The organism is Aneurinibacillus sp. Ricciae_BoGa-3, assembly GCF_028421645.1.
In the GTDB taxonomy this organism is placed as follows: Bacteria; Bacillota; Bacilli; order Aneurinibacillales; family Aneurinibacillaceae; genus Aneurinibacillus_B.
In genome coordinates this window covers 4238468-4255533 of sequence record NZ_CP116887.1, presented here as the reverse complement: position 1 = coordinate 4255533, position 17066 = coordinate 4238468, and the positions used below count along the sequence as shown (strand labels likewise).

Annotated in this window: 10 protein-coding genes; 9 read left to right on the top strand and 1 reads right to left on the bottom strand. The window is 38.7% G+C overall.

The window, feature by feature from the left end; translation table 11 throughout:
• The first annotated feature begins 731 nt into the window (after window positions 1–731).
• The 5 genes from PP175_RS21750 to PP175_RS21735 all read left to right on the top strand — a co-directional run bounded on the left by PP175_RS21750 (window position 732) and on the right by PP175_RS21735 (window position 7901).
• Window positions 732–3527, top strand: coding sequence for a type I restriction endonuclease subunit R (locus tag PP175_RS21750; RefSeq protein ID WP_272440314.1), 2796 nt, complete (start codon window positions 732–734; stop codon window positions 3525–3527).
• The gene (locus PP175_RS21745) at window positions 3524–5056 is read left to right on the top strand and encodes a restriction endonuclease subunit S (RefSeq protein WP_272440313.1); all 1533 of its coding nucleotides are present in this window, start codon (window positions 3524–3526) and stop codon (window positions 5054–5056) included. The genes PP175_RS21750 and PP175_RS21745 overlap by 4 nt, the downstream gene beginning before the upstream one ends.
• Complete coding sequence (locus PP175_RS21740; protein WP_272440312.1) at window positions 5053–6576, top strand: class I SAM-dependent DNA methyltransferase; 1524 nt, start codon at window positions 5053–5055, stop codon at window positions 6574–6576. The genes PP175_RS21745 and PP175_RS21740 overlap by 4 nt, the downstream gene beginning before the upstream one ends.
• A 739-nt stretch (window positions 6577–7315) precedes the next feature.
• Window positions 7316–7492 (top strand): helix-turn-helix domain-containing protein, encoded by a 177-nt coding sequence (locus PP175_RS30140; RefSeq protein ID WP_442870397.1) that lies wholly within the window; start codon window positions 7316–7318, stop codon window positions 7490–7492.
• Window positions 7446–7901, top strand: a complete 456-nt coding sequence (locus tag PP175_RS21735; protein WP_272440311.1) for a hypothetical protein — start codon at window positions 7446–7448, stop codon at window positions 7899–7901. Before PP175_RS30140 ends, PP175_RS21735 begins: the two co-directional genes overlap by 47 nt.
• A gap of 772 nt (window positions 7902–8673) precedes the next feature.
• Here the strand turns inward: PP175_RS21735 and PP175_RS21730 are convergent.
• Window positions 8674–8838, bottom strand: a complete 165-nt coding sequence (locus PP175_RS21730; RefSeq protein ID WP_272440310.1) for a hypothetical protein — start codon at window positions 8836–8838, stop codon at window positions 8674–8676.
• A gap of 650 nt (window positions 8839–9488) precedes the next feature.
• Between PP175_RS21730 and PP175_RS21725 the strand changes: the two genes are divergently transcribed.
• The 4 genes from PP175_RS21725 (at window position 9489) to PP175_RS21710 (ending at window position 16979) form a co-directional block, all read left to right on the top strand.
• The gene (locus PP175_RS21725) at window positions 9489–11030 is read left to right on the top strand and encodes a serine/threonine-protein kinase (RefSeq protein ID WP_272440309.1); all 1542 of its coding nucleotides are present in this window, start codon (window positions 9489–9491) and stop codon (window positions 11028–11030) included.
• A 1854-nt stretch (window positions 11031–12884) separates the two neighbouring features.
• Window positions 12885–13973, top strand: a complete 1089-nt coding sequence (locus tag PP175_RS21720; protein WP_272440308.1) for an S-layer homology domain-containing protein — start codon at window positions 12885–12887, stop codon at window positions 13971–13973.
• An 82-nt stretch (window positions 13974–14055) separates the two neighbouring features.
• Window positions 14056–16401 carry a hypothetical protein gene (locus tag PP175_RS21715; protein ID WP_272440307.1) on the top strand — a complete coding sequence of 782 codons (2346 nt, stop codon included), beginning with the start codon at window positions 14056–14058 and terminating at the stop codon, window positions 16399–16401.
• Window positions 16402–16817: 416 nt separating this feature from the next.
• Entirely contained in the window at window positions 16818–16979 is a 162-nt protein-coding gene (locus PP175_RS21710) for a hypothetical protein (RefSeq protein ID WP_272440306.1), read from the top strand.
• Window positions 16980–17066: the final 87 nt, after the last annotated feature.

The window sequence follows — 17066 nt, the reverse complement described above, 5'->3', positions numbered from 1 at the left end:
TCCTGAGATTAAAATTCGACGGAGAGGTGTAGGCTATGGTGGGTCGACTTGAAGTTGAGAATGAAACCTTTTAAGTGAGCAATGTGGGATGGCCTAATTTGATGTGCAGAAGCATTTGATAGGTAAGGTGTGAAGAAGTGGCCAAGATGAAAGGGTAATAGCCCCAAACTAAATTGAAGAATGTTTACGCTACATGACACTAAAGCAACACCAGTTCCAGTTTCCTGGCCCTCCTTTCATCCAAACATTTTTCACTTTGTCACGCGCACATGTCACCCTGTTAACCTAGTCCCACCGTAACTTTTTCAGTATCCGTGATGCTGTTTATCTTTCCTGATGGAAAGCGTAATTTGTAACACTGATCCTAGATTTTTTCCCACCCACATGCCATGTTGAGTACATGGCAAGGCTATATTTGAAGGGGTAGTTTTTGGTACCAATAGATTTTGCAGACTATAGTATAATGTTAAAGTGTGTTTTTGTTCCCTCGGACTAATGGTTCGAGGGATTTTTTGACCCCCGGGGTCTTAATTTTACGCGATAATAAAGTAGAATTTATACGACATTATCTGTAAAATTATTGTAAGAACATCTGTAAAACAGTACGAAATATGCAAAGTTATTTTAGTTGTTCAAGTTATAGTTGCGAAGCTAATTCAGAAATAATAGAGAACGCATTATTAAAAAAAGCTTTACCTGGAATGATTAAATGCATGGGGTGATGTGAAGGTATGGTTAATCAGAATCCAGAACAAATAGCTAGAGATAAAATTGATTTTATGTTAAAACAAGCAGGTTGGATTGTGCAATCAAAAAATAAGGTAAACTTGTCTGCTGGATTAGGCGTTGCTGTTCGAGAATATCCAACAGATGTAGGTCGGCCTGATTATGTTTTGTTTGTAGAGAGAAAACCAGTGGGTGTTATTGAAGCAAAAGAAGAAAAAGAAGGCCAAAGACTAACAGTTGTTGAAGACCAGTCAACAGGTTATGCAAATGCTAAATTAAAATATAACCTAAATAAAGAACCGCTGCCTTTTGTCTATGAAAGTACAGGAGTACTGACCAGATTTACTGATTATAGAGATCCCAAACCACGTTCAAGACCTTTGTTTCATTTTCATCAACCTTCAACACTGTTGGAATGGTTTGGTCAGAGTTCAACACTTCGAAGCCGCTTACGGAACCTTCCTAAATTAGATATAGAAGGGTTGCGTCCGGCACAAATAAAAGCAATTGAAAATCTCGAAACCTCTTTTAAAAACAACCGTCCTAAGGCGTTAATTCAAATGGCTACTGGTGCGGGTAAAACATTTACTGCATGTACCTTTGTATATAGACTATTAAAACATGCAAACGCTAAACGAATCCTTTTTCTTGTAGACACTAAAAACCTAGGAGAACAGGCAGAACAAGAATTTCTAAAATACCAGCCTATTGATGATAATAGAAAATTCACCGAATTATATAATGTACAGCGCTTAAGTTCCAGTTATATTGCTTCCGATAGTCAGGTATGTATATCAACCATTCAAAGGCTGTACTCCATATTAAAAGGGGAAGAGTTAGACGAGTCAGGAGAAAAAGAGAACCCTAATGAGAAAGGATGGCAGTGGCAAAAGAAAGAACCTTTGCCTGTAGAGTATTCACCAAAAAACCCTATTGAACAGTTTGATTTTATAATTATTGATGAATGCCATCGATCTATTTATAACTTATGGAAACAAGTACTTGATTATTATGATGCTTTTTTAATTGGCCTTACAGCAACCCCAGATAAACGAACATTTGGTTTCTTTAATGAAAATGTTGTAAGCGAATATACTTATGAAGAATCAGTAGCAGACGGCGTAAATGTGCCCTATGATGTGTTTACCATTGAGACAGAAATTACAAAGGCTGGGGCAAAAATTAAGGCGAAAGAATACGTTGATAAAAGAGAAAAACTAACTCGTAAAAAAAGATGGGAACGACTTGATGAGGATTACGAATATACAGCTAACAAGCTTGATAAGGATGTTGTTAACCCAAGTCAAATTAGGCAAGTTATAAAAGCCTTCAAAGAGGCACTGCCAACGATTTTTCCCGATCGCTTTGATGAAAATGGTGAATTTGAAGTACCTAAAACTTTGGTTTTTGCCAAAACGGACAGCCATGCAGACGATATCATTCAGATCATTCGGGAAGAATTTGACGAAAGCAATGACTTCTGTAAAAAGGTTACTTATAAGATTGATGAAGACCCTAAGTCGGTGTTGAACCGCTTTAGAAACTCATGGGCACCTAGAATGGCTGTAACGGTAGATATGATTGCAACAGGTACCGATGTAAAACCATTGGAAACTCTGCTCTTTATGAGGGATGTGAAAAGCATCAATTACTTTGAGCAGATGAAAGGTCGCGGAACACGAACTATAGGTTTTGATGATCTTAAACGAGTAACCCGTACTGCCAAACATACCAAAACCCATTTCGTAATCGTTGATGCTATTGGTGCTACTAAATCTAAAAAAACAGATAGCAGACCGCTTGAACGAAAACCAAGTACACCACTAAAGGATCTTTTGGGTGCGGTAGCTATGGGAGTACGAGATGAAGATTTGTTTACATCCTTAGCAAACCGATTGACCCGTTTGGAAAAACAACTTACAGACGATGAAAAGAGTAAATTTAAAGAACTAAGCGGTGGTAAGAATATAAGTACAATTGTAAAAGATCTACTAAATGCTTATGACCCAGATATTATTGAACACAAAACAAAAGCATTGGTTAATGAAGTTCCTGTGCAAGAATGGTCTCCTGTCAAAGAGGAAGAGTGTAAAAGGCAGGTTCAGGATGAACTTACAACTAATGCAGCTAGAACTTTTTCCGGGGAACTGAACGCGTATATTGAAAATGTCCGGAAGGTACATGAACAAATTATGGATACATTAAATATAGATAGGGTATTGCGCGCAGAATGGGATAGTTTTACAAAAGAAAAGGCAGAAGATATTGTAAAAAACTTTAAAGAATACATTGAAGCAAACAAAGATGAAATCGCTGCATTAAGTATTTTTTACGACCAGCCCTTTCGTAGAAGAGAAATAACATTTAAGATGATTAAGGATTTACTTGAAAAACTGAAATTGGAAAAACCTTTGTTGGCTCCGCATTATGTATGGGATGCATATGCTCAATTGGAAGAAGTCAAAGGTGATAGCCCTAAAAATGAGTTAGTAGCATTAGTATCATTAATCCGTAGAGTAACCGACATTGACCAACAACTCACTCCTTATAATAAAGTAGTGGATAAAAACTTTCAGGATTGGGTGTTTGGTAAACAGGCAGGGGCGTTAAAATTTAACGAAGAGCAGATGAACTGGTTAAGAATGATTAAAGATCATATAGCTACTAGCTTTCATGTTGAATTAGATGATTTGGACTATACACCCTTTGATGGACAGGGTGGAAGAGGTAAGATGTATCAACTATTTGGAGATAATATGAATGAAATTATTAATGAACTAAATGAGGTATTAGTGGCATGATGAGAGAAGGTTGGTTTGAAGTTAAGTTAGGGGATGTTTGTTTCACAACTTCAGGAGGAACACCAAGTAGGAAGATACCTGATTACTACAATGGTAATATTCCCTGGGTAAAATCAGGTGAACTTAACTACAATGTAATCAGAGATACAGAAGAACACATTTCAGACGATGCAATAAAAAATTCTAGTGCAAAGGTATTTCCTGAAGGCACACTATTGATAGCTCTTTATGGAGCGACTATAGGTAAACTCGCTATTCTAGGAATTCCGGCTGCAACTAACCAAGCAGTATGTGGTATTTATCAAAATGACCATTTTGAAACAAAATTTTTGTTTAATTACCTATTTCACAAAAAGCAGAAGTTAATTGAACAAGGAGCAGGCGGAGCACAACCCAATATCAGTCAGACAATCTTAAAGAAACTTTCTGTCCCGATTGCTCCCCTCCCAGAGCAACGGGCTATTGTAGCCAAAATAGAAAAGCTTTTTAGCGAGTTGGATAATGGTATCACCAATCTTAAGAAAGCTAAAGAGAAGCTTAAAATTTATCGCCAAGCTGTACTGCAAAAAGCGTTTGAGGGGGAATTAACGAAAGAATGGAGGCAGAAGAAGCCTAATTTGCCCACAGCAGATGAGCTATTGGAACAAATTCAAGAAGAACGGTTAAAACGGTATGAAAATCAACTCCAAGATTGGAAAGAAGCGGTTAAACAATGGGAAGATAATGGTAAGGAAGGAAAACGCCCTACGCGAATCTCAAAACATAATACATTAGATGGGCTCACTGAGACTGAGATTGAAAATTATGGTTGTTTGCCTGAAAAATGGAGTTGGACAAGGTTTTGCAACGTAACATATAAAATCGGTGATATAGATCATAAAATGCCAAAAGATTACCCCGATGGCATGCCCTACTTGTCAACTGGTAATTTGAAAGCGGATGGAACTATTGATTTTGATAATGCTAAAACCATTTCTCCTGAGGATTTTTATAGGCTATCATTGAAAATCAAACCTGAAAAGGGTGATATTATCTTCCCGCGATATGGTACTATCGGAAGAAATATATTGATTAATACTGAGAAAAAGTTTTTAGTATCTTACTCTTGTGCTATCATCAAGAACATCCTGAATTTTATGGATGAAAAGTTTGTTTATTACTATTCCGTATCTCCAATAGTTAAAAAAGAAATTAAAAGATATACAGTACAGACAACACAAGCAAATGTTGGAATATCGTCTATAGAAATGTTTGTTTTTCCACTTTGTTCAAAACAAGAGCAGATTGAAATCGTTAAAGAAATCGAAACTCGTCTTTCCGTTTGTGATAATATTTTAACTAATATAGAAGCTGGGCTTGAGAAAGCCGAGGCTCTTCGTCAGAGTATATTAAAAAAAGCATTTCAAGGTAGGCTACTAAGTGATGGTGAATTGGAAGCTTGTCGAAACGAGCCGGATTGGCAACTTGCAGAAAAGCTTTTAGATAGAATAAAACATGAAGGAAAGGGAATGGAGAAGTTAAAAGCATGAGTAATGAAACAAGTATAGTATCAAAAGTTTGGGGTTTTGCGAATATTCTTCGAGATGACGGAGTAAGTTATGGAGATTATTTGGAACAGCTTACCTATTTATTATTTCTTAAAATGGTCAATGAATTTGCGAAGCCTCCGTACAATCGTAAAATCAATGTGCCCGAAGGTTGTGATTGGGAAAGTTTAAAAAGTAAAAGAGGCGCAGATTTAGAATCAAGTTATACTGAAATTTTGAAACAACTTTCCAATACCAAAGGAATTTTAGGTCAAATATTTATCAAATCTCAAAACAAGATTCAGGATCCTGCTAAGCTTTATAAAGTTATTGATATGGTGGACAAAGAAAAGTGGAGTTTGATGGGAGCTGATCTTAAAGGGAAGATTTATGAAGGGCTTTTAGAAAAAAACGCCGAAGATACCAAAAGCGGAGCTGGCCAATACTTTACACCAAGATCACTTATAAAGGCAATGGTTTCTTGTATGCAGCCGGAACCAATGAAAACAATTGTAGACCCGGCTTGTGGTACGGGCGGTTTCTTCTTGGCAGCATATGACTATATTACAGATTATCATCAGTTAAATCGAGAACAAAAAGAATTTTTAAAGAATAAAACTTTTTATGGAAATGAGATCGTTGCCAATACACGTAGACTTTGTTTAATGAACATGTTCCTCCATAATATTGGTGAAATTGACGGAGAAACTTTTATTTCTTCTGCAGATGCTTTGGTAGCTGATGAAGGAAAACGATATGATTATGTACTTGCAAATCCGCCTTTTGGTAAAAAATCTAGTATGACAATTACCAACGAAGAAGGAGAACAGGAAAAAGAAGATTTGGTTTATAACCGACAAGACTTCTGGGTAACAACTTCAAACAAACAGTTAAACTTTTTGCAACATATCAGAACACTTTTAAAAGAGACTGGTGAAGCTGCAGTTGTTCTACCTGACAATGTCCTTTTTGAAGGCGGTGCAGGGGAAACCGTTAGAAAACAATTACTTGAATCAACAGAGCTACATACCATAATACGTTTACCAACCGGTATATTTTACAGACCAGGTGTAAAGGCAAATGTGCTTTTCTTTGATAACAGGCCTGGAGCAAAAGATGCTTGGACAAAAGAGGTTTGGTTTTATGATTATCGAACCAATGTACACCATACATTGAAGAAAAGTCCAATGACACTTGATGACTTGAAGGATTTTATTCGGTGCTATAATCCATCTAATCGTCATGACCGCACAGAAACCTGGTCGGAAAATAATCCCGAAGGAAGATGGCGTAAGTTTACTTATGAAGACATTGTAGCAAGGGATAAGACAAATCTTGATATCTTTTGGATTAAAGATAAAAGCTTGGCCGATTTGGATAATCTGCCTGACCCAGATCTTCTAGCAAATGCGATTATTGAAAACATTGAAGCCGGATTAGAGAGTTTCAGGGAGATAGTGGCGACTTTAAACGACAGTTCTGAAGATAAACAAGAAGAAGTACGTCTGAGACTGCTTAGCTAAAAAGGCACTTTGGAAACATGAACATGTATTTGATGATAAACCAACGGCTATTCTGAATGTACAAGAACAGGCAAAGGTACAGGCTGCTAATATGTAGGTGTTATAAATGGAAATTCAAAGGTCTATGATTAAGGCACTCACTTAGGGTGTCTTTTTCATTAGAGTAAAGACAATTGGTTCGTTGTATAATCTCTGCTGGATGAGCACTTTTTGGTAATGCGGGTTAAGACTATGAAAAAGACCTACCCCTGTCTCAAAACTGAAATGGATCCAACGACAGAGGAAGTAATATTTTATCAAAGGATGAAACTTTTAGTGCAAAGCTGGGAACCCGATGATGCTGCTGTATAGACGTGGTCTCTTTTTCTTGAGAAAAACAGTGATAAGAAGTAATAAATATCAACTTAATACGCAAGAGTTTAGCTACCTGTTGTATAATACTTAAATTTAACTAATCGAAAGAGTGAGCGGCTGAATTGAGTCATCCTTTTAATATCTTATGTTAGATCCCAGTAATAAGCTGAATACAATTTTTCGGTATGGAAAAAGCTTGTTCAACACTTTCGCTGAAAAACAAAATAAACTAGTCACCTATATTCATCGTAAATATACAGTGCAAATTTATATTCGTCGGGATAATTAAATATAATAATTGTCGGCTGTTTAACTGCATGGTAAAATTTTACTAGAGATATATTGATTGGAGGTATAGGAAGGTGAAGCTACTCAAAAAAAGGAATTGGCTACTGCTTTAGGTGTGCATCCTCGTACAATTGCTCGTTGGGTTAAACAACGATCATTGCCGGTTAATATAGGCAAGAACCATACATATTACTTTGACTTTGAGAAGGTTCAACAGTGGATGAGAAATGAATCAGAAGAAAGGCAAGGTGTTTACAAAAGTGAAAATATCTAAGATTGATGAGATAGTTCGACATGTAGGTGAGGAATATAAAGAAGTTTTAGAGTACTACTTAACTAGATTAGATGATGAAGACAAACGAAACAGGTACGAGCAAAAGGAATTCCTACATATATTTGTTGAGCTGGAAAATTTGAAGAATGTTAATTTTGACGAAAGCTTCGCTGTGTCAATAAGAGATTTAGGTAAACAAGATGATCCTGATCGTAAGGAAATTTTACTCCACATAGTTCATGGTGAAGGGCAAAAATTTATAAAAATTTATTCTCTAAACGATGCAAAAATCCAACCTATGATAGACAAAGTCATGGTGGATTATGCTAATAAATGGCACGATAATATGAAAAGAATGCTAGCACTTGAAACTGTAGAAGATGTAAGTCGAAAGAAAGTAAAACAATGAGAATGAAATCAGGTTGCCACTTGGAGTGGTAACAGCCGCAAAGCTAGCAGGGGCCCAAGTTAGTCCAGCCACTGTTGTTATAGTGGCTGGACTTTTTTCTTTTTAAGCCTAGATGTTTTTTTCAATAACCAAAAATAAATCATTCCCACTACGCTTCATTCCAAAAAGTTGCTAATGTTTTTCATGTATTAACCTTATATAATAGAAAGAAAACTCACCTCTTGCTTTGTGCTTGTTGAAATACACTTCGTAAGCACAACGGAGGAGGTGACAAAAGTGAAATTTACACATTTAATGCTTTATAAAGTGTTTTATTTCCTTACTACTTGGTATGGCACTGAGTTATCTGTAGTCCTATTATGGATGATTTTAATTCTAACTCGGTGATTAGTAAGGGGATGCTTTCTACCTTGTTGTAGAATGCATCTTATGATAACAATAAAACATTGTATAAAGTATTAAAATAAATGGGCAAAAACCTTGACCGCTGCCATTTATGGTGGCGGTTTTCTATGTTTTATGTAAAATCTCAAGCTTCTCCTTTTTACTAATCCAGGATCTCACTTAAATAAAAACACAATGTAAACGAAATGTTGAATACAACAAATACTTGCAACCAACCTCTTTGTTCTTTGTCCTAGTTGTAAAAAACTAATTAATCATAATTTTTAAGTCCATTCACAACAATATTGTTGTGAATGGACTGTATTTAGGATGAAATTCACTAGGGGATAGTAGTTGAAAAGAACCTTTGTTGGCTTGTTTTCTGTGACTAACTAAATGCTTTGTAACAAATTTGCCCAAGAATATTTTTGGCACGAGTAGGACCGGATTTCCACCCGAAATGCTTTGCTATGTCTATTAAATCGAGCCCCTGGATGAAAAACATATCATATACTTTAGATTCAAGTGTAGTTAGATTGTTTGGTTTTGGCATAAGTGAGAATCCTCCTGGTTACTTTTTTAGTGGCTGGACACCTACTGGAATGATTGTAGGAAAAGTGTTTGAAATAAACAATGAATGCCTTTGGACCCAACCACATGCCCTGTCAGGGGCCGCCTGCGCGGAAGGGAACCTCTTTTTAAAAGGCAAAAATATATCTATAGTTCTATGCTGTTTTGAAAATGTAACTCCAATTTACTTCTGAAAAGTAGGGAGTACGGATATTGTTCATTTTCATGAAAATTAAAGGAGACATCTAACTGATCGGACAAAAGGGGAAAATAATGGGCTCATTGAGCTTAGTAGATGCAAATTGATTTGTGATGAATCCTTCCGAAAAAAGCTATCGGTTTTTTGATTTTATTACGAGGCTTAACCGAGCTATATTATGAATAAGGAGTATGTTACAATTGGATATAAAAGGAATCAGTTATGATAGTGTAGAAGTAGTTTTAATACGAACTAATGGTTTATTCTCAACCACGAATTGCTTTAGGCAATTCTTACAGATAACACTTAGGTCTTTTTTTATGATTCACATTCAACATAAATACCCTACCTCAAAGAAAAAGGCCAATAGTAATTGCAAACTATCATCCATAATATATTAAAAAAAACATTATTTTTTATAAGGAGAGATAACCTTGCTAATTACACCAGGAACTATTGTATATGATGAGGAAGAAAACCTGTATGAAGTAAAAAGTTTTATAGGGAACGGAGCTTTTGGGCATGTTTATCGGATTGAGAAAAAGGATGATCAATCCCAGTGGGCTCTAAAAACTTTACCATCAACGTTTGCTTCCAATTCCAGTGTACAAAGTTTTATTAATGAAAGTAAGATGGCAATGCAAATTTGTCATGACAATGCCATTTCATACTTGTATGTTCACGATGGGCAAAGGTACAATAACCTTCCGCCATACATAATAATGGAATTCGCTGAAAATGGTACTTTGTTAGACATAATCAGGAATCATAAATCAACTGGTGAATTTATTTCAAATGGACAATTGAAAGATTATTTCATGCAGTTAATTAATGGAATGGAGCATATTAACAGTCATATAATTCACAGAGATATTAAACCGGATAATATACTGGTACAGAAAGATTGCCTCAAAGTATCTGACTTTGGTTTATCAAAAATTGTCTCAGAACAAACAAGAACTATGACCTTCAAAGGTGTTGGTCATATTCGTTATCAAGCACCGGAAGGTTGGAAGATGGACCAAAACACTATACAAATGGATATATATGCAATGGGAATTGTGTTTTATGAACTGGCTACATTAAAACATCCACTCTCCGTACAGCAGGAAGGTGATATTCAAGCATGGCGGGATGCCCATTTGTTTCAGAATCCAGTATCGCCACATTCTATTAATCGAAGTTTAACTTCCGTTATGAATCAAGTGATCCTAAAAATGATGGAAAAGAATACAACGCAACGTTTCCAAACTTGGGACCAAATTAGAACTCAATTATTAAAGGATGACGACCAACATACACCCAATACGACCATTGTAGATAATTTAATTAACATAAGGGTTCAAAAAGATAGTGCAAAAAAGGCCAAAGAATTAGAAGAACAAAAGAAAAATGAAGAAATGGTGGAGGGTTACAAGCTTGTACATTACCAATTTTCTAATTTTGTATATCAACCAATCAAGGACCTTATCGAAGAATTTAACCATAAATACGATGGAGGTCAAACTATTAGTATAACTACCTTTAATCCCTACAAAATGAACAATAAGAATTTTACTGTTCGTATCAACCTTATCTCAGGAAAATATCTAGAAATACGCATACAATGTCTGGTTGATGAGGATTTTTATAGAGATGTACCAAGTTATCCGTTTGGCAACATGGTAAAAAAATTATGTAGACCTACTTTAAACAATAAGAAAATACTTGCTTGGGGTTACTTAAAAGACATTGAAGATGGTGGTTTTAATATCATTCTTGTGCAAAACGAAGGAGAACTGTATGGGGAATGGTATACTTTATATAACACAAATAGCGGAATTACAAATCGCCCACGTCTTCCACAACCATTCTATTTTGACTTTAATGAAATAGAAAAAGAGTTACCATTAATTTATGCAACTCACATTTACAATACTGAGGTTAAGCCTTTACAAATGGACATGTTTTTGAGATTTCTCGCTCAGGAGATGTAGTTTGAACCCTAGATAACACCCCGTTCTTCTAAAAAAAAAATCGTTGTTTAAAGCTCTGGTTTGCAGCAAATGCTGTGGGTTGGAGCTTTGTTTATGCTTATGACCATATGCCTCGAAATGCAGCAAAAACCTACATATATCTGGATATGACAAAAAGGTAAAATTATACACCCGTAGAACTTTGAAACTTCAAAGCGATATATTAAGAAGTATTCTGATGAAGGAAACTGTCATCAAGCACAGCCACATACCCCAATTTGTCGGAGTACTAACTATGATTAATTCGAAACCAAAGTCTATTTAGTTTTCGTATGTATCTGGAAAATAATCCTTCCGAATTTTAGATGATGTTTGTCTGGCGTTTGTTGGCTAGTTCCAGGTCAACATTTTTAGCTTGGTTAGTGTAAAAGCCCGCCATTTTTCACGACTTCAAGGGCAAATTTTGCTCATGAACCCCCGAGCCAGGTTCACAAATCGGCCTGAGCCGCACCCTTGGAACAGAAGGTCTAGTAACTAAAAGTCTAAACTTACAAGCTGTATGCCTCAAAGTAGCGTGAAACTACAATTATGCAAACTTGAATAAGCCTCGGCATTCCTCCTGCTCTAGTACATTTGCAATCTTTAAAATATACTTTACTCCCTTGCTTGCTAACGTGTTTGGAATTGGAACTCGAATTGTACCGAGCCATACCTCCAAAGCTCTTCATCAGATTGCAAACCTATGGCGCTATCTGACTCACCAACTGGTCAAAAACTTTTAAACTCACACACAATATACTTTAAAGTGTCTCTGTGAAATGTGCTTTTGCTTGCTCATGTCCTTCAAATTTGCCCATCCACAAATATACTAGGAAATTGTGCGAAATTTGTAGTCGAAACCAAGTGCAAAAGGTACAAGCATGGTACAACTTAGGGTACAACAGCCTCTCAGCCGCAGACAAGGCGAATCAGGACATGTACAAGGGTATAAGTCGAAAACAAACATACCCATCCACAAACATCATCTATACGTAGCTCTACCACTCCAAAGAGTTTAATTTTTACTTGTACTTACTTGTCTACTTGTACTTTAACTGTCTTACACCCTGCCAAGGGCGCTTAGGCCAATATATACAAACGTTTGTTTGTATTGTACTAATGTTGTACCATCTTGTACCTTATCTTCTTTGCATCCATGATGGTGGCTGGATTGAAGTTTGGTATGTCTACTTGCTGTCTACTACTGTTCAGGACATAAGAGGCCCGTTGACAAGGCGATGTCTAGCTTCTGCCTTTTGCGCTCTCATTGCTACGTATCCTCTTTAAAGCAAGAAAAAACATTATTTTTAACTGGACAGACTACACAAGTAGACAACTTGTCTCTTGATCCCTTGTAGAATGAACAACCACAAAGTAGAGAACGAATGTTTGCCTAGACATGTACTAGACATGTACTAGACATGTACTCGACAAAGCTAGACACAACCTTAACAAAAAAGCGATGCACTTGTTGCTCATTGCTTGTGGCTGTGTAAAGTCTCTTTTTTGCATTGTTTGTGGTTGGGTTAATTCTTCTTGTTTTCCTAGTTGTCGGTGGACCATCTGATTGTCATTGGCTAATATTTGCCCCGTAACAGGGCCTTTTAGGAGATGGAACTCGACAGTACATTGTTACACTCAACCGGTTGAGGTAAAATTTGGATATAAATGGGATAGGAGGAAGTATATGAGACTAATTGGCAGGAAAACTATCGCAGCGTTTTTTGGAGTAAGTACAAGAACAGTTTCTGACTGGATGAAGATGGGGATGCCATACACAGAAGTTTTAAAAGATAGGCTTCTGTTTGTTGTAGTCGATTCTGATGAAGTAACAGCTTGGAAAAATTCAGGAGCACGCTTATCGCGACCACGTCCAGACAAGTTAAAAAGAAGAAACAAAAAGGGAGTTGGAAAACGATGAAGATCAAAAAAACCGTGCTAGTAGGAATGGGAACAGTAATTTTGCTAAGTGGGGCTGTATCTGCATCCGCAGCTAGTTTCAAAGATGTGAAGCAAAACGCTTGGTATGCATCTGCGATCAGTTGGGCAGAAAACACTGGGATAGTGGCTGGGTATCCTGACCATACCTTTCACCCTAACGCGCCTGTAACGGAAGCGGAGTTTGTGACGATGCTTCTCAAGTCTTACCCGTCAATTTCGATCCCTAAGACACAGTGGCCCCAAAACGTGTTCACTACAGCGAAGTCATTTAACTATCCGGTGCAAGCCTCTAACAGGCCGGTAAGTCGTCTGCATGTGGCTGAGCTAGTTGCTGCATCGCAAGGAGTTCTTTACCAAGGACGTGAAGCAGAGCAGTACATCCTGCAACAGGGTTTGGCTAACGGTAAGACTGGACTACTGACAATCAAGGGCTATGCAGGGTTTGACACTCTAACCCGAGCAGAAGCAGCACAATTCATCAAAACACTGGTAACAAAAGGTTTGCGTACTCCAACTCCGGCAGTTGCGCCTACCGAGCAGCTTACTCAAGTAACTGACACTCAGGTAATCGGAACCCCACATCCAGCGCCTTCTCCTGCGCCTAGCAGATCGAGTGACCTATCTATTGAACAGATGCTCCAACAGCTTAACGACAGCGTATACGATACTAAGCCGACTCTTCCTGCAGACCCAGCAACACAGCCTGTAGTAGACGCATTCGTAAAAAGCTTGAAAGTCGTTGGCGATAAAGTAACAGGTAAACTGCCAACTGCTTCACAAGGTTACACTTGGACAATTAACTACGTATTAGGAAACCAATATACTGCGTGGGGCAGTGGTGATGGCAAGAAAGGTCAGGATTTCAGCATTCCTCTTAATGCTAATGGAATCACATTGGGTATCTTCGACAACAGAGAGAATGGAGTTAACGGAGTGTCCGTCAAGTTTCCATCAATGAAAGTGGTATACGATGCTAAACAGTAAGCATCAATAGGAAGGGGAGTACACAAGCAATATGTGCAACATAAAAAACAGAATATCATCCGTATTGATCTCCGGTGTTCTCATGGCACAAGTGGCGTCACCTGCTTTTGCAGTGCAGCAAGACTATGGACCCGCATTCACCAACACCAAGGACACAGCATTGCCAACAGTGAAGGGAGATCTTTCCGGAGCGGGCTTGCAAGGTCAAGGCTCCTTCCGGAAGGCTATGCCAACATTTCATGGTCTGTCTTACTTCGATTACACAGCAAATGATGTAAACTTCAAGCCAGTTAATCCAAGTAAGTCTTCCACTATTGATGGTAGTGCTATGACCACTGCAGCAACGTATAATCTGGTAAAGAACGGACCAAATGACAATCTCCACACTGCTACTAATGGGTTCTTTGCAATGCCAGTGACAGAGGTTCCGCGTTACGTCGCCAGTGCGAAGGGCAACCCACAATTTGTCATGAGTAAGCTATTGGCTGCTCACTACAAGCTGCAGGCATCTGGAACCGCAACTGGATCGGTTAGCTATGATGGAGTCACATGGCGTTTCTACACAGTCAGCAACATTCTGTATGTAGACGTCCCATCAGTGATATGGGAAAGTGCCGGTACTAACTTGGCTAGTGATAGGAAAGGTGCGGAGAAGGTTCTCGATTACGTTGGTGGCGATGGGGTAAACACTCCTCAATGGTGGGCAACTTTCCCAACTACTGTTGCACCAACAATAGAAACCTATGCGCCAGTTATTCTTGGTCAACATGTTGACTACTCAACAGGCAATGTGAAGATCCCACCTATGAGCCAGAGCGATTATATTGATTTTTCTGGAACAACTTGGGGCTTCCTACGGAATACTGCTACTCTCACTTTGTGGACAAGTCCAGGAAAGCCAAAAAAATTATGGTCACCGGGCAATGGCCCAGCCAGCATCGGGCCAATGAAGGCAGGCAAATGGGCAGGGGTTGACACAGTACCGGGCAAAATTTACTTGCGAGATATTCAAGACATACTTCTACCCGGTAAGAATGTTGTTACTGTCAAATTGGATGATGCATTCGGACGATCTGTTACTAAGTCACTGGTGATCATGTACCAGCCTAAAAACAATCTTTGGGCAAAAAATATTTGGTATGCACCGGCCACAGTGAAGTCCGGTGCTAAAGTTACCATTTCTGCCGAATTGGGCAGTGACATGGGCGACACAGCCAGTGCACTCCAAGTATACGTGGATAAGAATGGTAACGGTAAGCTTGATCCTAGTGACATTATCGCTGCACCAAGCAATATAACAATTGAAGCTAATGGAACAAGGACAGCTGGATATTCGTTCTTTGCTCCAACAGACAAGCAGCAAATTCTCGTGGCGTTCAAGGTTAACCCAGGCAAAACCAAGCCAGATAACGAAAGTGACTGGAAGGATAATCTGGTAGCGAAAGAAATTCCAATTGAAATGCCTTGGGTAACGCCACCGATTGACGTTAACAATATCGATTACAACAATGCCACTCCGTACTGGGCATCCGTAGCGCAACCTCAGCGACTTGATCGTTACATTGTTGACTGTGGTACAATCAATGGTCCACTTTCGCAAAAGTACGTTGGCAAAGACCGGAATTTCCGATTAACTGGGCTTAGCCCAGGAACGACTTACAAATGTCAGATTCAGGCAATCTCAGTCACCAATCAAATTGGTGGAACTAAATCGACTACGTTCACCACACCTGACATACCAGCCAACACTGGAAGTGGGTACTGGGATGACTACGGAATAGTTCGCGAAAATCCGACTCCCCATGGTACTGCTCAGTCTATCAACTCGATTCCGGCACGTGGATACAATTACTACCAAGGTGCACCACAGAATATGAGGTCAATGGCAAATAGTTATAGTCCATACTTTGGCGAAGAAGTCTCGACTTGGGCGAAGCCAGTGATTAAGACCACATGGCATACTTGGAAGTTCTACTACACTTGTGGTAAAAGGACTTGCGTTGGTACAGACTCTTGCCCGATCTATTTCCCAGGCGCAGCCCCAGAAGCTTGGGCAGGTATCAGACAGAATCCATCTGGATTAACCATCAATGTGACAGGAAGTTGGACAGGCAGCACGTCTAAAATGGCAGTGACTGATTATCAGATGAAGCCATGTAGAGGATCGAATTCACTCGACCCCACACCATTCCAGTTCAATTACTATGTTCCAACAATGTACAGGGCAGTGCCAAATCTGCTGATTAACAAAGGATTTATTCCGCAAACGCAGACCATTGACCCTACTTTCCAGCACATGAACTTGAAGATTTACTCTAAAGCTATCTCCATTGATCGTAATGCTAACATGAGTGGCACTAGCATTACATCACCAGTTCCTTTCTCAATGTTATGGAGCAGGTACGGTACATTCTCAAGCGGTAGATAGAAGGAGGCCCATCCAGAACAACTCCTGTGGATGGGCCTCGCTCTTGGTGTGAAGCTTATTCCGAACGTTAAAGCAATTGCTCTGTTTGTCCTTTAGTGCCCAATTGATTTTTATGTTTTGGGCGCTAGCATTTCTTCAGTTATCAACCCTGTTAGTTGATTTTACTTCGGAAGTAGTTTGACTATACTTGACTATTGGACAAGATATCCAGTATACTAATGAAAGGAAAATGGAAAAAGGATGCAAAAGGTAGCCCTTTCCCATCCTTGGTGTTACTTATGTATTTTTGTTAATGTAGCAGTTATCATGATACATGAGATTACAGAGTAAATCAAGTTGGCTAACACATAGGAAAACAGATGGGGTCTTTTACAGACTTATCCACTTCCATCACATTGTAAAAAGGAGTGGTAAGGATGAGCCACAATGGAAACCATGGGATTGATCCTCGTCCCGACAAAGGTAATGACGGCAAAGGACATCAGGACAGCGGGAACCACGGAAAGCCTCACGTGAACCCTGTAGTCCCACACCCATCGCACGCGGCGGCTCCCGATGTTCGAATCCCTCGTCGATAAACTAGCGAGGGAGTACGACATCATCGGCACGAAACAAGAGGGTTGGTTTGTTGTGCGAATCAACCCTTTTCCTTCGCCCGAGGAACT